Annotated in this window: 20 protein-coding genes; 13 read left to right on the plus strand and 7 right to left on the minus strand. The window is 54.6% G+C overall.

The features are described from left to right. The first annotated feature begins 23 nt into the window (after positions 1-23). The 3 genes from lipA to AB8615_RS04395 all read left to right on the plus strand — a co-directional run bounded on the left by lipA (position 24) and on the right by AB8615_RS04395 (position 2,174). Positions 24-998, plus strand: coding sequence for a lipoyl synthase (gene lipA, locus AB8615_RS04385; protein ID WP_409434129.1), 975 nt, complete (start codon positions 24-26; stop codon positions 996-998). Then, the gene (locus tag AB8615_RS04390) at positions 998-1,498 is read left to right on the plus strand and encodes a type II toxin-antitoxin system RatA family toxin (protein WP_409433712.1); all 501 of its coding nucleotides are present in this window, start codon (positions 998-1,000) and stop codon (positions 1,496-1,498) included. Before lipA ends, AB8615_RS04390 begins: the two co-directional genes overlap by 1 nt. A gap of 169 nt (positions 1,499-1,667) precedes the next feature. Further along, entirely contained in the window at positions 1,668-2,174 is a 507-nt protein-coding gene (locus tag AB8615_RS04395) for a hypothetical protein (protein ID WP_418152796.1), read from the plus strand. Between the two features lie 70 nt (positions 2,175-2,244). Here AB8615_RS04395 and AB8615_RS04400 read toward each other — a convergent pair whose 3' ends face one another. Continuing rightward, positions 2,245-2,742 (minus strand): CinA family protein, encoded by a 498-nt coding sequence (locus AB8615_RS04400; RefSeq protein ID WP_418152797.1) that lies wholly within the window; start codon positions 2,740-2,742, stop codon positions 2,245-2,247. Then, on the minus strand, positions 2,739-3,881 hold the full coding sequence (locus AB8615_RS04405) for a bifunctional 2-C-methyl-D-erythritol 4-phosphate cytidylyltransferase/2-C-methyl-D-erythritol 2,4-cyclodiphosphate synthase (RefSeq protein WP_409433715.1): 1,143 nt from the start codon (positions 3,879-3,881) through the stop codon (positions 2,739-2,741). Before AB8615_RS04405 ends, AB8615_RS04400 begins: the two co-directional genes overlap by 4 nt. Positions 3,882-3,942: 61 nt before the next feature. On the opposite strand from AB8615_RS04405, the gene dusB reads away from it, so the two are divergent. The 10 genes from dusB (at position 3,943) to hflX (ending at position 15,621) form a co-directional block, all read left to right on the plus strand. Next, positions 3,943-4,959, plus strand: a complete 1,017-nt coding sequence (gene dusB / locus AB8615_RS04410) for a tRNA dihydrouridine synthase DusB (RefSeq protein ID WP_409433716.1) — start codon at positions 3,943-3,945, stop codon at positions 4,957-4,959. Continuing rightward, positions 4,956-6,008 (plus strand): two-component system sensor histidine kinase NtrB, encoded by a 1,053-nt coding sequence (locus AB8615_RS04415; RefSeq protein WP_409433717.1) that lies wholly within the window; start codon positions 4,956-4,958, stop codon positions 6,006-6,008. The genes dusB and AB8615_RS04415 overlap by 4 nt, the downstream gene beginning before the upstream one ends. Continuing rightward, a complete protein-coding gene (locus AB8615_RS04420) occupies positions 5,998-7,314 on the plus strand; it encodes a sigma 54-interacting transcriptional regulator (protein WP_409433718.1) in 1,317 nt (438 codons plus the stop codon). The genes AB8615_RS04415 and AB8615_RS04420 overlap by 11 nt, the downstream gene beginning before the upstream one ends. A gap of 102 nt (positions 7,315-7,416) precedes the next feature. Next, the gene (locus AB8615_RS04425) at positions 7,417-8,130 is read left to right on the plus strand and encodes a hypothetical protein (RefSeq protein WP_418152801.1); all 714 of its coding nucleotides are present in this window, start codon (positions 7,417-7,419) and stop codon (positions 8,128-8,130) included. Then, the gene (locus AB8615_RS04430) at positions 8,108-9,709 is read left to right on the plus strand and encodes a sensor histidine kinase (protein ID WP_418152803.1); all 1,602 of its coding nucleotides are present in this window, start codon (positions 8,108-8,110) and stop codon (positions 9,707-9,709) included. Before AB8615_RS04425 ends, AB8615_RS04430 begins: the two co-directional genes overlap by 23 nt. After that, a complete protein-coding gene (locus AB8615_RS04435) occupies positions 9,706-11,082 on the plus strand; it encodes a sigma-54-dependent transcriptional regulator (RefSeq protein ID WP_418152805.1) in 1,377 nt (458 codons plus the stop codon). Before AB8615_RS04430 ends, AB8615_RS04435 begins: the two co-directional genes overlap by 4 nt. 30 nt (positions 11,083-11,112) lie before the next feature. Continuing rightward, on the plus strand, positions 11,113-12,486 hold the full coding sequence (trkA, locus tag AB8615_RS04440; RefSeq protein WP_409433721.1) for a Trk system potassium transporter TrkA: 1,374 nt from the start codon (positions 11,113-11,115) through the stop codon (positions 12,484-12,486). Positions 12,487-12,495: 9 nt separating this feature from the next. After that, positions 12,496-13,938 carry a TrkH family potassium uptake protein gene (locus AB8615_RS04445; protein WP_409433722.1) on the plus strand — a complete coding sequence of 481 codons (1,443 nt, stop codon included), beginning with the start codon at positions 12,496-12,498 and terminating at the stop codon, positions 13,936-13,938. Positions 13,939-14,047: 109 nt separating this feature from the next. Next, positions 14,048-14,296, plus strand: coding sequence for an RNA chaperone Hfq (hfq, locus tag AB8615_RS04450; protein WP_409433723.1), 249 nt, complete (start codon positions 14,048-14,050; stop codon positions 14,294-14,296). 5 nt (positions 14,297-14,301) lie between these two features. Further along, positions 14,302-15,621, plus strand: a complete 1,320-nt coding sequence (hflX, locus tag AB8615_RS04455) for a GTPase HflX (protein WP_418152808.1) — start codon at positions 14,302-14,304, stop codon at positions 15,619-15,621. On the opposite strand, the gene mazG is transcribed toward hflX, so the two are convergent. Genes mazG through ccmA form a run of 5 tightly spaced genes read right to left on the minus strand, consistent with a single transcriptional unit; the run spans position 15,616 to position 18,536 of the window. Next, complete coding sequence (mazG, locus tag AB8615_RS04460) at positions 15,616-16,374, minus strand: nucleoside triphosphate pyrophosphohydrolase (protein WP_409433725.1); 759 nt, start codon at positions 16,372-16,374, stop codon at positions 15,616-15,618. The two genes, hflX and mazG, sit on opposite strands and share 6 nt — an antisense overlap. After that, positions 16,371-16,478 carry a heme exporter protein CcmD gene (ccmD, locus tag AB8615_RS04465; RefSeq protein ID WP_409433726.1) on the minus strand — a complete coding sequence of 36 codons (108 nt, stop codon included), beginning with the start codon at positions 16,476-16,478 and terminating at the stop codon, positions 16,371-16,373. The genes mazG and ccmD overlap by 4 nt, the downstream gene beginning before the upstream one ends. Next, complete coding sequence (gene ccmC / locus AB8615_RS04470; protein ID WP_409433727.1) at positions 16,475-17,221, minus strand: heme ABC transporter permease CcmC; 747 nt, start codon at positions 17,219-17,221, stop codon at positions 16,475-16,477. The genes ccmD and ccmC overlap by 4 nt, the downstream gene beginning before the upstream one ends. Then, complete coding sequence (locus AB8615_RS04475; RefSeq protein WP_409433728.1) at positions 17,218-17,880, minus strand: heme exporter protein CcmB; 663 nt, start codon at positions 17,878-17,880, stop codon at positions 17,218-17,220. Before AB8615_RS04475 ends, ccmC begins: the two co-directional genes overlap by 4 nt. Beyond that, on the minus strand, positions 17,877-18,536 hold the full coding sequence (gene ccmA / locus AB8615_RS04480; protein ID WP_409433729.1) for a heme ABC exporter ATP-binding protein CcmA: 660 nt from the start codon (positions 18,534-18,536) through the stop codon (positions 17,877-17,879). The genes AB8615_RS04475 and ccmA overlap by 4 nt, the downstream gene beginning before the upstream one ends. Between the last annotated feature and the right edge of the window lie 42 nt (positions 18,537-18,578).

Here is an 18,578-nt window from a genome sequence, read left to right on the forward strand (position 1 = left end):
GGGTTATGACTGTACTGATTGATATGTCCAAAAAATCGGCGCCTGTTGATGCTGATGGCAACCGTATTCGGCACCCTGAAAAGGCGCATAAGCCCGATACCGAAGTCCTACGCAAACCAAGCTGGATACGTGTCAAAGCGCCAACGTCCAAGGGCTATGCCGAGACGCGTAAGATCGTCAAAGATAAAGGCCTCGTCACGGTCTGCGAGGAGGCGGCCTGCCCAAATATCGGCGAGTGTTGGGAAAAGTCCCATGCGACTTTCATGATCCTCGGCGAGATATGCACACGTGCTTGTGCATTTTGCAACATCGCGACGGGCCTCCCGCAGCAGGTGGACGCGGAAGAACCGCGCAAAATTGCGGAAGCTGTCAAAGAGATGAAGCTGCAGCATGTGGTTATCACCTCCGTTGATCGCGATGATTTGTCTGACGGCGGGGCGCAGCATTTTGTCGATGTGATCCACGCAATCCGCGGCACTTCGCCCAAGACGACAATCGAAATTTTGACGCCAGACTTCCTTCGAAAATCGGATGACGCGGTGAACGCCGTGATTGATGCGCGCCCAGATGTTTTCAACCATAACCTTGAAACTGTGCCGCGGCTTTACCTCAAGATCCGCCCTGGCGCGCGGTACTTCCATTCTCTCCGCTTGCTGGAAAAAGTCAAAGAGCGCGATGCGAGCCAGTTTACGAAATCCGGCCTGATGGTGGGCCTCGGCGAGACAAAAGAAGAGGTCATGCAAGTCATGGATGATATGCGCTCGGCAGGGATCGATTTTCTGACCATCGGCCAATACCTGCAGCCGACACGCAAACACGCCAAGCTCGACCGTTTCGTGACGCCAGAAGAGTTTAAAGCCTACGAAACCATCGCCAAAGCGAAGGGGTTCTTGCTTGTGTCCGCGACGCCGCTGACCCGTTCTTCCTATCACGCTGACAGCGATTTTGCGAAGCTTCAAGCCGCCCGCCGCGCACAACATGGCGATCGGACAGCCTAATGCCAGGCACGAGTTTTACGCGCCACATCGGCTATGCCCCTGATGATTTGCTGGAAATGGTGGCCAATGTTGAGGACTATCCGACATTTATAAACTTGATTGCCGCGCTACGGATTACCAAACAGCTCAACGAGACTGACTTCGAAGCCGAGGCGATTGTGGCCTATAAAATGATCCGCGAAAGCTTCCGCTCGCTCGTGCATATCAACCGCGAGACGCGCTTTATTCGCGTCACAAAAGCCGAGAAGGGCGGGGCGCTGAAAACTCTCCTCAACGAATGGGCCTTCCACGAACTTTCCGATGGCTCGACCCTTGTCGACTTCAAAGTCGACGTCACCCTTAAAGCTTTCCCGCTCAACATGATCATCAAAGACAAAATGGACCGTGCCGCCGTCGATATCATGAACGCCTTTGAAGCGAGAGCCGCGCAGGTCTGTAAACCCGTGAAGGGCGGCGATATCGACGTGCCAGCGGAGACCCGCGCGCTGGGTTTGGTATAGGTGCGGGTGTCCGCTTTGCGGGCATTGCGGACATTGGGTGAGCGGCTTACACAGAAAGTTTCTAAGCTGCTAGGATTGTGCACTATGTTGGCGGCATACAGCCGTCATTAGACAAAAACTGTAAGCTCACTTAAGCTGGACTTTAAACGTGCAGATCAGGAGAAAAGCTTTGAATGAAAACGAGCAATCAATTTCATTAGGGTTTCTTCAGTCTGGTAAATACGGGCATTACGAACGCGAACGACGTTGGCTCGTTGAAAAACTTCCGAAAATGGCCCCTTTGCGAGTTTATGACATTACAGACACTTATCTAAACCAGTCCAGAATGAGACTGCGCCATATGCAAGGACACGGCGTCACTGACGAGAGAAAGCTGACCAAAAAGGGAGAGTTAACCGCTGACACTCGGATTATTACAACGATATATCTTGATGAGGCAGAATATGCGCTGCTTTCCACTTTAGCTGGTCAACGCATTATAAAACGTCGACATTATTTCGCTGGTGATCCTGAAATTGCCGTAGACATCTTTCAGGGCACGCATGAGGGGTTAATCATGGCAGAGGTCGAATTTCCAAGCTCAAAACTGCTCAAATCCTATAAGCCGCCTCACTGGGTCGGTAAGGAAATCACAAATGATGCGGCCTTCTCTGGCGGAAAACTAAGTCGCCCTTGAAAAACTTGGCATGGCCTTCATTTCGCAATTAAGACACTCAACTTACGTCCCCTTTGGTGATATTAGTTGCCTACCCTTCCAACGCCCCTGTCAACATCCGTAGTGCTTCTAATACCGTTTGATCGCGCACCGCGTTGCGCCCAATATCGCCGAAGTTAAACACCGTCGCGGACACCGCGTCTTTCGTCGCTATCCCGATCCAGACGGTACCGATGGGCTTGCCTTCGACGGCGCCGCCGGGGCCAGCTATGCCTGTGACGGAGACGGCGAGGTCGACGTCGAGGCGTTCGCGAGCGCCAGCCGCCATGCGTTCTGCCGTTTTTTCTGACACCGCGCCGTATTTGCCAAGGACGCTGGGCGAGACGCCGAGGAGCTTGGTTTTGATCGCATTATCATAAGCAATGATCCCGCCTTTGAACGGAGTGGAACTGCCAGGGATAGCTGTAATCGCGCCGCCAATCAGCCCGCCTGTATAGCTTTCCGCTGTCGCGATGCGCCATTGTTTCGTCGTCGCAAGATCGACAATTTTCTGAGCCTCGGCGAAAATATCTTGGAGAAGTGGGTTCATGACATCATCTTTATCGTGGCTGTCGCTTGGGCTGCGAGGCCTTCGCCGCGCCCCGTAAAGCCGAGTTTTTCGGTGGTGGTCGCTTTGACAGATACGCGGGTCAGAGGGAGACCGCAGAGGTCTGCTATCCGCGCGCGCATCGCCTCGCGGTGAGGTTTAATTTTGGGCTTCTCGCAAATTAGTGTCACGTCAACATGCTGCAAAACTCCGCCTCGCGCCGCGACTTCGTCCATCGCGAAGCGCAAGAATTTATCCGAACTCGCGCCCTTCCATTCGGGATCAGACGGTGGGAAGTGATCGCCAATATCGCCGAAACATATCGCGCCAAGAATGGCGTCTGTCAGCGCGTGGAGCCCAGCATCTGCGTCCGAATGACCTTTGAGCGTGTAGCCACAGTCAATCGGAACCCCGCAGAGCCACATCATGCCGCCGTCCTCAAACTGATGCACGTCAAACCCTGATCCTATCGCGGTGTAGCTCATATCGGTTCCCATCATTTGCGCAGCTTTGGCGAAGTCTTCGGGATAGGTCACTTTGAAGTTTCGCGCTTGCCCCGCCGTGAACTTGATCGACAGCCCCGCCGCTTTCGCCACGGCTATGTCGTCGGCAAAATTGGTATCGGGGTGGGCAGCGAATGCGGCATCTATATCAGCACGGCGAAAGGCTTGCGGGGTTTGCACGCGAAGCAATGTATCGCGGTCGACTGCGCTGCCGTCATGTGTCTTGAGGGCATCCGCAATCGGCAGGCTCGGCGCGGCAGCTTGGTGCGTTTCCAGCGCGGTTTGGAGCGGGCGCAGCAGGCCTGCATTGACGAAAGGCCGCGCGGCATCATGGATATAGACATGATCCAGGCCGAATTTCGGCAAAGACTCCAGCCCCGCCCGCACAGAATCTGTGCGTGTCGCCCCGCCTTGTGTCGTGACATGGGCGAGGTCTAATTTTGCGAGGACGGCGTCAATATAGGGGTCATCCGCGCTCACCACGACGCGGATCACATCAAAATCCATAGCTTTCATCAAATTTTGCAGCGTCAGGGCGATGAGGGGCTGCCCTCCGATGTCGCGATATTGCTTAGGTAGGTCGCCACCCGCCCGTTCGCCCTTACCCGCAGCGACCAAAATAAGTGCAGAGCTGGGCATTATAGGGAGATTCCTGTGATGAAATATTGTGCGGGCCAATAAAACCGCTTAGACCGCAATCATGTCAAACCTGCTCCATATCGGCAAGCCAGAATCGCCATTGAGCGTGCAGTTAAAGAGTCGCGTCCTCGTTGCGCCTATGTCGGGCGTGACCGATCTGCCGTTCCGCCGTATCCTGCAACGCTTCCAGCCCGGCATGGTCGTGAGCGAGATGGTGGCGGGCGAGGGTCTAATGCGCGGCGATCCCGAAAACCTCGCGCGGGCCGAGGGCGGGGCGGAGCTTGACCCGTTCGTGATACAACTTGTCGGGCGCGATCCGCATTGGATGGCGGAGGGCGCAAAGGCTGTCGAAGATGCGGGGGCCAAGATCATTGATATTAATTTCGGCTGTCCCGCAAGAAAAGTCACGAACGGGCAGGGCGGGTCAGCCCTAATGCGTGAGCCGGAGCTTGCCATGAAAATCGTCGAAGCTGTCGTCGGGGCGGTGTCCGTGCCTGTGACTGTCAAAATGCGCTTAGGGTGGGATCACGACACGCTCAATGCGCCGGAGATTGCGGCGGGCTCAGTCGCGCGCGGCGCACAAATGATTACGGTTCACGGCCGCACGCGTATGCAGATTTACAAGGGTGAGGCAGACTGGGCGACTGTCGCGGCGACGAAGGCCGCGGTCTCTGTGCCAGTATTCGTCAATGGAGATATTCTGACAGCGGATGATGCGTTGGCTGCGCTGTCGCAATCGGGCTGTGATGGGGTGATGATCGGCCGCGGCTTGATCGGGGCTCCGTGGAAGCTTTTAGACATCGAGGCGGCAATCGAAGGGCGTCCAAAGCCAGAGCCGCTATCGCCCGAGGTGAAAGCGGCTACGGCTGTGCAGCATTACCGCGATATGCTCGACTTTTACGGCGAGGCGAAAGGGTTGCGGGTCGCGCGGAAGCACTTGGCGGGTTACGTTGATGACGCCGCGCCAGACAATATCGACGCCGTGCGGTCAGAGATTTGCCAGTCGACAGACCCGTCTTTCGTGATTGCCCGTTTACGCGAAGTGTTCGCGGCGTCAGACAATCAGGCCGCCGCATGAATATTATGTCTCTATCTGAGGATTGGCCGTTCCCGCTGGTCTTGCTGGACCAAGAGACAGCGACGATCCGCTGGGTCAATATGGCCGCGCAAGAATGGCTGGGTCAGTCCCTTCGAAACCTCGAAGGCAAATCGCCTTGGGATATGGTTGAGGTCAGTGACGCCACCCAGAAGATCGTCAGCAAGTGTCAGGAGTCAGGGGCATCGCTGATCATGCGGGACTGCCCGATAAAGCGCCACGGTAAGGAAGAAGAATTCTGTCATATCACTGCCTATCCGACAGAGATCGGCATTGGCCTAAGCCTCTGGACTGCGGGTCCGCGCCCCCGCGGCAGTCGCGTTGGCGGGCAAGTCGTCTCTGGCATGGGGCGTATGATTGCGCATGAATTGAAAAACCCTCTGGCGGGCATTAAAGGCGCGGCGCAGCTGCTCCGTGATGATGTGGAGAGCGAGGAGGGGCGCAGCTTGCTAGATCTTATTAGCTCTGAAATCGACCGAATCCGTCGCCTAGCTGATCGTATGGAGACACTCGGCGATGTCGATCCGACAAATCGCGATAGGGTCAATATCCATGAACTCCTCCGTCAAGCGCGGCGCATTATTCAATCAGCTAATCCTAATTTGATTTTTACAGAACGCTATGATCCGTCTCTGCCGCATGTAGTGGGCGACGCGGATACACTTATGCAGGCTTTACTAAATTTAATTAAGAATGCGTCTGAAGCCATTGAAAAACAATCTGAAAATGGCGAGATCATTCTGGAAACTCGCTTCCGTGTTGGCGTGCGTAACGGCGACGATGATCAGGCGAAGAACCTGCCGATAGAGATTTTGATTATTGATAATGGTCCCGGTGTCAAAGCGGCGATGAAGGAACAACTCTTCCAGCCTTTCGTGACTAGCAAGCCAGAGGGTCAAGGCCTCGGCCTCGCGCTGGTGTCTAAGGTTGCGCGCGCGCATGGCGGCATTGTCGAGGTCACATCTCGCCCTGGCCGCACGAAATTCTCACTCCTCCTCCCAGCCCCAAATGGAGACCCCGATGAAGTATGAAATCTTGCTCGCCGATGATGATGATAGCGTACGGCTCGTTCTATCCAAAGCTCTGACGCGTGCAGGCCATAGTGTCAAAGCGACCGATAATGCGCAGACCTTGCTGAAATGGGCCGAAGCGGGGCAGGGCGATATTATTGTGACAGACGTGATGATGGACGGGCGCGAAGTGTTCGAAACCCTGCCAGAGATCGTCAAGCAACGCCCGAAAATGCCGATTATCATCATCAGTGCTAATAATACAGTGAACACCGCGCTGAAAGCGGGGCAGCATCGCGTCTTTGAATATGTGCCAAAGCCATTTGATTTAGAGGACGTGACCAATGCCGTCGCGCGGGCGGGATTATCCGTGCATCCGCGCAAGGCCAAGTCTCAAGCTACAAATCGTAAATTGCCCATGATTGGGCGCAGCGCAGAAATGCAGCCCGTCTTCCGCGCAGTGTCCCGTTTCGCAGCGGGCAATCTGCCTGTCTTAATTCAAGGTGCGGTGGGGACAGGCAAAGACCTCGTCGCGCGATTGCTCCATGACGGCGGGGCGCGGGCGGATCGGCCTTTCTTGCGTACAACGGATTTTGATAATACCTCACTGACCCTGCAAAAAGTCAATGGCGGTGATATTTACATCGATGAAATCGCAGAATTATCACTGCATCAGCAAGAGCGCTTGCTATCGCTCATGACCGAAGCCGAGACTATTCCCGCCAATGATCGCCCGCGGATTATCTCTGCGACCCGCAAGGACTTGCGCAAAATGGCGGAGAGTAATGCCTTTCGCGATGACCTTCTCTTTCGGATCAATGTGGCCGAAGTGCGTATTCCGCCGCTCTCTGCGCGTGACCGCGATACGTATGAGCTGGCGGAGAGCTTTCTCTCGCAAGCCTCGCCGGGGCAAACACGGCGGTTTGAGACGGAAGCGTTGGACGTGCTGCACCGCCATAACTGGCAGGGCAATGTGCGCGAATTGGAAAATATGGTGCGCCGCTTGGCCGTGCTGTATTCCGACGAAGTGATTACCGCCGATATGGTATTACAAGAATTCTCTAAGGACATCCGTCCCCAGGATAGCTCCAGCGAAGCTATGGATCATCTGGATAAGCAGCTGGAAGTCGCCTGTCGCGGCTTGCTGAATACTGAGGTTCAAGACGGCGAAGACGCACCGTATCAGGTCGCGCTGGCTTGGGTAGAAAAGCCCTTAATCGTGGAGGCTCTGCGTCTGACGGGCGGTAATCGCGCCAAAGCTGCAGACCGCCTCGGCATCCATAGAAACACCCTGCGCACACGGCTGAAGACACTCGAAATAGAGTAATGCGTCATCACTATGTGACGGTTTTGTATAGTTGATTAATTGCAACAGTGCGGTATGAAAGCCACAGTCCGCATGAAGAGTCATGCGTAATCGTGGATCACTATGAATTCTCAGGTGGAATTTTCGACAGAGGACGCGGCGCCGATTCTGCCCGCTAAGTCATCTGTGCCGCCTGTTTCGCTGGCCCGCCGCGCGCCTAAAATTGTGCAATCCGCCTTCTTTGGCGTCATGTTCACAACGGCGATATTCCTGACCGTTTTGGGCGCATTACTGTCTTTCTCGCAAAACGCTGTGCAGGTCGGGCAAGCCTATTCGCTGCTGCAGTTTAATTTATTCCTGATCATCGCGCTGGCGCTATATCTGGTCTATCGCGTGTGGATCGTCTTGTTTGCCCGCCGCACAGCGCAATCCGCACCTGTATTGCACAGACGAATTGTGTTCGTCTTTAGTTTGGCCGCTTTGTTGCCAGCGCTCGTTGTGGGCGCTTTCACCATCACCTTGTTTAGTCAAAATATCTCTGGGATTTTTGGAGATCAAGTGCGCTCTAATATGCAGCAAGCGCAGAATATCCTTGATGATTATGTCGACCAAGAACTCGAGGGTTTGGGCACAGATATTAGCGCCCTAAAACGCGCCCTTCGCCAGAGCCGCACCACGCTGAACTCACGCATTTCCTACACGGCAGACCTGCAAATTTTCTCCCGCGTGAGGGAGATTGACGCCATCTATGTGCTGGGGCCAGACGGGTTTATTTTGGCGCGCGTTGAGGGGTCCGGATGCCCCAGATTTTCGTTTGCCAGACCGCGCTGTCTTTGAGGGCCTCAAAGGCGATGATGTGGCCATTCAAACGCGCGATGATAGCAACTACCTGATCGCGATCACGCCGCTGGATAATGCGGGCGAAACCTTCATTTACCTCGGCCAAGTCCTGCGATCAAAAAACGAAGTCTTGTCTAGCTTAACAGGCATCAAGGATGCGACGGACGAAATATCGCGGTTTAATGCGAACCAATCGCGCATGAATAAGATTTTCGGCCTGACCTTTGTCGAGACGGCCTTGCTTATTTTGATTGCCTCGATCTGGCTCGGGCTGTTGCTCGCAAACCGCCTGATTGACCCGTTGGCAGGTCTGATCAATGCAGCAGAGCGTGTGCGGGCGGGGGATATGTCCGCGCGGGTCAAAGTGCAAGGTCAGTGGGGCGAGATTTCCGATCTTGGCAGCGCCTTTAACCGCATGACTCAGCAGCTTAACTCCCAACGTGATGCATTAGTGCGAGAGCATGACCTGTCCGAACAACGGCGCCAATTCTCCGAAGCTGTGCTGTCGGGCGTGAGGGCTGGCGTGATCGGGTTGAACCAAAACGGCCGTATCACGCTGCTCAACGAATCTGCCAAACGCTTGCTCGGGCCGCGGTCTGATGCCTTGTTAGGGCAACCCATTTCCGAAGTCTTGGCTGAATTTGCTCCCGCATTCGCCAAAGCGCGCGAGGCGATCACCAGTTCGGCCGAAGATCAAGTGACCCTCGAAATCGATGACGTCATGCGCAATTTCGATCTACGTGTGTCCGCTTACGAAGGCGCGCGAAAGGATACTGGCTGGGTGTTGACCTTTGATGATATGACGCGGCTGGTCTCGGCGCAGCGTCATTCCGCGTGGCGTGAAGTGGCGCGCCGTATCGCACACGAAATTAAAAACCCACTGACGCCGATCCAGCTTTCAGCTGAGCGTTTGCAGCGAAAATACAGCAAAGAGATCACTTCTGACCCTGAAACATTTGCAAATTATACCAATACGATCATTCGCCAAGTTGGTAGCTTGGAGCAGATGGTGAATGAGTTTTCCGCCTTCGCCCGCATGCCCGCACCAGAATTTGAGCCGCTGGACGTCAGCGCGCTGATCGCCAATGTTCTGTTCGAGGAAGGCGTGTCATTCCCCGACATTCGCTTCACGCTGGACGGCGGTGTGCCAGATGGGTTGTCCATGCGCGGGGACATGCGCCTGCTCAATCAAGCGCTGACTAATATCTATAAAAACGCGGGTGAGGCCGTGCTTCGTTTCCAAGATCAAAGCGGAAATAGCGATGTGCAAGGTCTGATCCAAACCGACATCACATTGTCTGATCGTTACGTCAAAATCTTCATCAGCGATAACGGGCCTGGTTGGCCCTTCGCGGATACAGAGCGATTGCTAGAGCCCTATGTGACGACCCGCGAAACTGGCACAGGACTAGGCCTCGCGATTGTGAAACGCATTGCCGAAGATCACGGCGGCTCACTCTCGCTAAGTCCCCGCAAAGACGGGCTGCGCGGTGCGGTTGTCTGTTTGAGCCTCCCGATCGAACCGCCCCCCGACATTTTACAGCAAGACCCCCAGACTAAAAAGGAAATGCCATGATATCCGATGTGCTAATCGTTGAAGACGAGGAAGATATCCGCGCCATGATCTCTGGTATCTTGGAAGATGAGGGCTACCAAGTCCGCGCTTTTGGTACATCCGAGGCTGCCCTAGATGCTGTGAAAGCGCGTAAACCGAACCTCGTCGTGCTGGACGTTTGGCTCAAGGGCAGCTCGATGGACGGGATTGAATTGCTCGACCGTCTTAAGACGATGTATGAAGACTTGCCCGTCATTATCATCAGTGGTCACGGCACGGTCGAGACTGCCGTATCCGCCATTCGCAAGGGCGCTTATGATTACATCGTAAAGCCGTTCAAGGCGGAAAAGCTGATCGTGACGGCCACGCGGGCCTTGGAAAACGCTCGTCTGCGTCAAGAGAATGAAGAACTAAAAGGCAAAGCGCCGGTGGACAAAGCACTGATTGGTTCATCGCCGCAGATTGCACAGTTGCGTACGAAAATTTCTCGCATCGCCGCCACGAATTCTCGTGTGTTAATCACAGGGGCGTCAGGCACGGGTAAAGAGTTGATCGCGCGTTTGCTGCACAATCAATCCAACCGAGAGTCGGGCCCATTTAAGGCCGTCAATGCGGCGTCCATGGTGCCAGAACGGGTCGAGGAAGAGTTGTTCGGCACAGAGGGAAGCGACGGAAATGATCTCAAAACGGGCATCCTAGAACGCGCTCATAATGGGACGCTATATCTGGACGAAGTCGCAGACATGCCAATGGAAACACAGGGCAAGTTATTGCGCCTTCTGGTCGAGCAACGCTTTCAGCGGCTCGGTGGGAATGACGATGTGCAGGTTGATGTTCGCGTGATCACCAGTTCATCGCGCGATCTTGCCAAGGAAGTTGGCCTCGGAAAATTCCGCGAAGATCTCTACCATCGCCTAAATGTCATGCCGCTCGAAGCTCCGTCACTTGCGGACCGGCGGGAAGATATTCCAGAGTTGGTTGAGCATTTTATTACCCAACTCGCGGCAACCTCTGGCTTACCAGCGCGTAAGATTGGCGATGACGCGATGGCCGCCTTACAAGCGCATGATTGGCCAGGCAATGTTCGCCAACTACGTAATAATGTCGAGCGTTTGCTGATCCTCGCTACGGGAGAACCGTCTCAACCCATAACGCTGGAAACGCTGCCGCCTGAAGTGTCTGTCGTGCGCAGTGGGTCGGTCCCCAATGAGAATGAACGCATGATCGGCTTGCCGCTTCGCGATGCCCGCGAACATTTCGAGCGAGAGTATTTGCAGGCACAGATTGACCGTTTTGGTGGCAATATCTCGCGCACAGCCAGCTTTGTCGGAATGGAGCGTTCTGCCTTGCATCGCAAACTGAAGTCGCTAGGTTTAGGCAGCGAGCGGGACTAGCCCGTTCGTCGAGCAATGCAGGGCTAAACAATGCGAGTCATCATTTGCGGCGCAGGTCGCGTCGGCTACGGTCTGGCCTCGCGTCTGGCGACAGAGGGCAATACCGTCACAGTCGTGGACACGACACCAGAATTGATCCGACAGATCACAACGGAACTGGATGTTCGCGGTGTTGTTGGCCACGGCAGCCACCCTGATGTGTTGGTGCGCGCGGGTATTGAGAGCGCAGATATGCTGATCGCGGTAACCTATGCGGATGAGGTCAATATGATGGCCTGCCAAGTCGCGCACTCTCTGTTCAATGTCCCGACCAAAGTCGCCCGTGTCCGCGCGCAGAGCTATCTGCAGAGCGAATGGAACGATTTATATAGCCGACAAAACATGCCCATCGATATTATTATCTCGCCAGAAATTGAGATTGGCAAAGCTATTTTACGCCGCCTCAATACACCGGGTGCGTTCAATGTCGTGCCATTTGGCGAGGGACGTGTGCAATTTCTTGGCGTTCGGATCACAAATGACTGCCCGATCATCGAAACACCCATCAAGCAAATTCCAGATCTGTTTACTGGGCTTCACGCTGCGATTGTTGGTATTAAACGCGACGGCGAGATTTTTGCGCCGACGCAGGATGATCCGCTAGAGCCAGGGGATGATGCCTATTTCGTGACCCGCGCCGAACATGCGTCGCGACTGCTGGAAGTCATTGGGACACGCGAAGCAAAAGCTCGTCATATTGTCATCGTTGGCGGCGGAAACATTGGGGCATATGTTGCGGGGCAGCTTGAGGCGGTATCGGGGCTTCGGGTGCGAATTATTGAATCGAACAAAGACCGTGCAGAATATGCTGCGCGAAATCTCTCGCGCACAGTTATCCTGAACGGCGATGCGATGAATGCGGAAATTCAAGAAGAGGCTGGCGTGGGTCATGCTGAAATGGTGATCTGCCTCACCAATGATGACAAAACGAATATCCTCTCAGCTGTGCTGGCTAAAAAGCTTGGCGCGAAACACACGATCAGCTTGATCAACGAAGTCTCGATGCAGGATATGCAGACCGAACTTGGCATTGATATGGTCATCGACCCCCGCGCCAGCACGATTAGCTCAATCTTGCGTCATGTGCGCCGTGGTCGGATTTTGGATGTCTATACGCTAGAGCAGGGCGGGGCGGAAGTAATGGAAGGCGAAGTGTTGGACACCTCGCCACTCGCGGGTAAATCGCTGCGTGATGCGGGCCTCGAAGACGGTATTGCGATTGGTGCTGTGATTAATAAAACGGGCGTCGTCTTCCCTGATCCTGATCTCCAGATCAAAGCGGGCGACCGTATTATCCTGCTGGCAGAGCGTGCCGCCCTTAAAGGGATCGAAGCCATGTTCAGGGTTAGCACGGACTACTTCTAGGGCGTCGTCGTGGCCATTACCCGCATCATATTATGGCTTGGCAATAGCTTCGTATTTTGCGCCGCGCTTTTTGCGATCACCGCGATCACAGCCTTTGTCAGCCTTGATATTACAGGCGCGACCCGCATGGCGTTTTTGACGTTTATCGCGGGTGTCATAGGTGCAGTTTTGATAGCCATGACGTTCAACACGTCCTCGCGAGAGACCAATGTTGAAGCGATCATTTTCCTGTTTTTATTCTGGCTAACCGTGCCGCTGCTGACCGCGCTGCCTTTTGTGGTGCTAGAGGGTAGCCCAACCTATTTCGCGGCCTATTTCGAGGCTGTTTCCGCCTTCACCACGACGGGCGCGAGCCAAATTGATGCGGATTTGCAGCGGCCCGCTTTGCTGTTTTGGCGTTCGCTTTTGCAATGGTTTGGCGGTGTTTGTTCCGCCACGTTTGCCGTTGTGATCCTCGCGGCACTCAATTTGACAGGCACAGGCGTTCACCGGTCCATGCTGTTCACACGGAAAAAGGGTGAACTATTCGCGCGGTTGCTAAGCATTGGTCGCTTAGTAGCTGGCATATATCTGTTCCTTTCGACCATCGGATTTATCTTCATGGTCATTGGCGGCACGCCAGCATTTGATGCGATATGCCTGTCCTTATCAGGTATCAGCACGGGCGGTCTTGCGCCGCGAACGGGGGCGCTTAGCCTCTATCTCTCGCCGTTTTCCGCAATGATCCTCGCCGTTCTGTGCGCTTTAGGGGCGCTTAATATTGCTGTGATTTGGGATCTGATGCGGGGCCGTCGCTGGATTGACGTAGTGCGCTTGTTTGGCAATATCGAGCATCGCGGCTGGATGGTCATAACAGGACTGCTGATCCTGCTGAGTGTCTTATATATCGGGCCACAATTCCTGTTTGGGCTGATCGTTGACTCAATCTATTTCACCAGTTCAGCGGGCTTTCAATATGATGTGCTGAGTATTGATTTGCTACCGCCAGTCGTGCTGGTCTGCTTAGCTCTAATCGGCGGCTCGGCGCTATCGACCGCGGGCGGCGTGAAAGTCATTCGAATTTTGCTTCTGCTCCGTCACCTCGGTACCGATCTCAGCCGCCTGTCGCATCCTTCGCGAATTCTGCCTGTGACGTTTAAATCCTCCGTTATTCCAGATCGTGCATTTCTTTCGATCTGGATGTATTTCTTTGGCTATACGCTATGCTTTGGCCTTGGCATCGCAGCCTTTGGCGCAGTGGGGCTGGGCCTAGAAGATGCGATGACGGTCAGCGCGGCGACATTGTCGAATATGGGCCCGCTTCTGCCGCTCACACTCCCCGAATCAGGGCTAACATATGCGAGCTTTACGCCGCTACAAATGGCGGTCGCCTGCGCCCTCATGTTGTTAGGCCGTGTTGAAATTTTAGCCGCGATCGTCCTGTTTACGCCGACTTTTTGGCGCAATACCTAAATTCTGGCAATGTCACACAAATAGACTTGCAACCGCGAGAGGACTGTTTCAAACAACGCTTGTGGGTTGCGGTCGAAAGAGCCGTCTAAAATAAGAATAGGAAAAAACCATGTCCGCTGACCGAAAACAAAATCTCCAAGATACATTCCTCAACTCCGTACGGAAGTCAAAAACACCGCTGACGATCTTCCTTGTAAATGGGGTAAAACTGCAGGGTGTTGTCACATGGTTTGATAATTTTTGCGTGTTGTTGCGCCGTGACGGGCAGGTTCAACTGGTCTATAAGCACGCAATCTCGACGATTATGCCGAGTGGGACGGTCTCCCTTTTTGACCCTGAGATAGTGGATAACGATTAGCCCTTATGCATAAAAATGAAGCCCCCCAAGAGCGGGCATTTGTCACTCACCCCCGATTTGCCAATGCCCGGGCCAGCGACGCAGATTATGATTTAGAAGAGGCGATTGGCCTTGCTGAGGCTTTGGGTGTCGATCCTGTCAGCTCTAAAATTGTCCCTATCCGCGAAGTCAAAGTCGCGAATTTCTTTGGCTCTGGCCAGATCGAGGAAATGCTGGCCGATGTCAAAGCCAATGATCTGAACCTATTTATCGTCAACGCCGAATTATCTCCGATCCAGCAGCGTAACCTAGAGAATACGCTCGGTATTAAAGTGATTGACCGTACGGGTTTAATTCTGGAAATTTTCGGCCTTCGTGCTGCAACTAAAGAGGGTAGTTTGCAAGTTGAGCTGGCAAGGCTGGGCTATGAGCGTTCGCGCCTTGTCCGTACGTGGACCCATTTGGAGCGCCAGCGCGGCGGCACTGGGACTGTTGCGGGTCCAGGTGAAACACAGATCGAGAGCGACCGCCGTGTCCTCAACGATAAAATGACCGTGCTAAAAAAGAAGCTCGAAACGGTGCGTCATACACGCGGCTTGCAACGGAAAAAGCGAGAGCGCGCGCCTGAACGGGTTGTGGCGCTCGTCGGCTATACCAATGCAGGCAAATCGACATTGTTTAATTTGCTGACCACGGGCGGCGTCTTGGCGCAGGATATGCTCTTTGCTACGCTCGATACCACACACCGTGTTTTGACTTTGCCTGGCGGGCAATCTGCGATTTTATCAGACACCGTGGGCTTTATCTCCGATTTGCCGACCGAGTTGATCACGGCCTTCCGCGCGACGTTAGAGGAGGTTAAGGAGGCGGATTTGCTGCTGCATGTCCGCGATATGTCTGACCCGTTGACGGAACGCCGCCGCGAAGAAGTGATGGATGTGCTTAGACAGATCGAGGCGGGGCCAGAACACGGGCAAGAAATTGTCGAGGTCTGGAACAAGGTCGATTTGCTCTCCGAAGATGCCGCGAATTCTCTCCAAGAGCGCGCTCTAGCGTCACAAGAGATGATGAGCATGATGAGTTCCTATGCCGTAAGTTGCCTGACAGGTGAGGGCATGGACGCGTTGCAAGAGGGTATTCAAGAGGCACTAACCGCTGACGATCATGTGCTGGATATTAAGATCACGCCTGACGCATTTTCCGCCCGCGCATGGCTGCATGAAAACGGGCACGTGTTGGAAGAAAGCTCTGGCAAGCTCGGCGTCGTCAAGATGAAAGTGCGCCTATCAGAATCAGATGCAGGCCGTTTCCGCGTCAGTCACCCAGAATTGTTGCAGTCCCTATAGATCTGCAGTTTTGGCCGCGACCCATAGCTCTTCCATCTCGTCTAAACTCATATCTTTCAGGGCTTTAGGGCTATTGTCTTCAACATGATTGAAGCGTTGTGTGAATTTAAGATTGGTGCGGCGTAGCGCGGCTTCGGGATCAACCCCTGCTTTGCGGGCGATGTTCGTGACCGCAAATAGCAGATCGCCAATTTCGTCTTCAATCGCGTCTGCATCACCGCTCTTTACAGCCTCGCGAACCTCACCTAATTCCTCTTCAACCTTCTCAAATACGCCGTTCATATCGGGCCAATCAAAGCCGACTTTAGACGCCCGCTTACCGAGCTTCTCGGCGCGCATCAGGGCGGGCAGGGCTTTGGCCACGCCAGATAAGATGCGGTCATCAGCCTTGCCTTCGCGCTCCTGCGCTTTGATCGCGTCCCAATCGGGCTTCTCCGCGCCAGCATAGACATCAGGATGTCGGCGCACCATTTTCTCGACCAAGCCATCACAGACATCGTCCATATCAAACGCGCCTTGCTCCTCTGCCAAGATGGAGTGGAACAGCACTTGGAACAGCAAATCACCCAGTTCATCACGCAGGGACGCCATATCTTGCCGCTCAATCGCATCAGCAACTTCGTAGGCTTCTTCGATTGTGTAAGGCGCGATCGTCTCAAAACTCTGCGTGCTGTCCCATGGGCAATCCTGACGCAGTCGCGCCATCAAGGCTTTCACCCGTGCATAGGGGGTTTCGCCGGGAACAGCGCTCACTTGCGCGGCTTTCGGCGTGTCTGAATAATCATAACGCCTAGGATTAGGGCGCTAATCCCGTAACAGGTCCAAATGAAGGCTGCGTCTTTGCCAAGATCAATCATGATGACAGGGTTTCCAATGTGACCGTGGCGGGGGCTTGGGATGGTTTGCGATCTGCCCGCATTGCGACTATCTCGGCTTCCGTGCCGCGCAGGGCAAACCATGCAAGCAGGAATGTGTAACCCAAGGCCATGACGAGCAAAGGCAATAGGAGCTCTGACGGCAGGCCGGGCGCACCTGGTTGGCTGATCGTCGCGGTCTGGTGCAGGCTATTCCACCATTCGACAGAAAATTTGATGATAGGGATATTGATCCAGCCAACCATAGCGAGAATTGCCGCCAGACGCGCGGCGAGCTGGCGTTTTGGAATGAGCGACCAGAGAGCGATGTAACCCAGATAGATGAAAAACAGCACCAGCACAGACGTCATGCGTCCGTCCCATTGCCACCACGTACCCCACGCGACTTTGCCCCATAGGCTGCCCGTGACGAGGGCGAGGAAGGTGAAGGCGGCCCCCGGCACGGCGAGACTACGTGCGGCACTATCCGCTAAGGGATGACGCCAGATAAAGCTGATTAGGCTGGCGACAGCAATGCCTGTATAGGCGGCCATGGCGCACCATGCAGCGGGGACATGCACATACATCATGCGCACATTCTGTCCGTGATCTTGTGCGGCAGGTGACCCAATGAGCGAGAAGTAAACCCCTGCCAGCAGCGCGATCATTGCGCCCCAACCCGCAATAGGCGTGGCAAAGCGTGAAAACCGCAAAAACCGAGCAGGGTTGGCGAGATAGGTAATCATGATTGCTCCAAATTCGCCGATAATGCGGCGATAATCGCTGGAAACCCTAGCGCGACCGAGATCAAACTTAAACCCAAAAGGATACGCAATTCTGACGCAGCCCAGCCAAAGTCTGGAAACGCATTCGCCGCCGCCACCCCGAATATCAGCGTGGGTATAAGCAGTGGCGCGGTCAGCAGGATTGTCAAAAACCCGCCGCTTTGCCGTCCGCATAATAGGGCGGCAGAGACTCCCATGTAAAATGTCACCGCAGGCAAGCCAATCAGTAAGCTGAGCATCAGCCCAGCAATCACGCCGCCGCTAACACCGAACATCTGTGCTAGCAGTGGCACCATGATGATCAACGGCAGAAGCGTAATGACAGTGAAGCTGACTAATTTTGCCGCAGCCAGTGTCCCCATGCCTGTGCCCGCCAGTTTAAACTGTGCGAGGGAGCCGTCTTCCATTTCTCCGCGAAAAATTTGCGGCACAGAGAGGAGGGCCGAGAAGATAAATGCGAGCCATGTTAGAGGCACAGCGAGCGTTGATAGCGTGCTAAGCTGCCCGCCCAGCGCAATGCCGCATAGCGCCAAGAATAGCGCGAAGAAAATTAAGCCTAGCGCCCAATGCCCACCCGCCCGCATGGCGAGCTTTATGTCGCGTGCAATAATTGCTCTCATGACGCGGTCTCTTGGCTATTCAGGGTGATGCGCTGCACTTTGGGGGCAGGAATATTGGCGGGATTATGAGATGCAATGAGGGCGATGCCGCCGCGCGCCATATGCGCCGCCACGATATTTGTGACGAGTGTTCGACCTGCTGCGTCGAGCCCTGCCATGGGCTCATCCATAATCCAAATGGGACGTTGGTTGATCAGCAGTCGTGCCAGCGCGAGCCGCCGCTGCTGCCCCGCTGAGAGGTGCTGCGTCTGCGTCGTGAGGGCGCCTGATAACCCAACATCTATCAGCGCTTGAGTCGGAACAGTCTGCCCTGTCACTATCTTGCCCCAGAACGCAAAATCTTCTGCGAGCGTGAGTCCTGTCTTGGCGTGGCCTTGGTGAGATTGAAAATCGATGCAGCTTTCCGCGCGGGCGGTTTGCATCGCATGACGCCAAGCGACTTCGCCCTGATCAGGCCGCAGCAGTCCTGCCGCCAGCCGCAGCAATGTCGTCTTTCCGACGCCATTCTCGCCGGCTACCCAAAGCAAATCCCCATTGCCCACGACGAAGGACAATCCTTCGACGATTGGGCGATCGCCGAAGTAAACTGCGACATCCGTCAAGCGTAATTGCGTCCCTGAGAATTGCGCCTGAAAATATGTGTGAAAGTCAGCCATAAAACATGGCTATATGCCGCGCCATGCGCTCTGTCACCTATG

It is taken from the genome of Litorimonas sp. RW-G-Af-16 (genome assembly GCF_048319245.1).
Lineage (GTDB): Bacteria > Pseudomonadota > Alphaproteobacteria > Caulobacterales > Maricaulaceae > Litorimonas.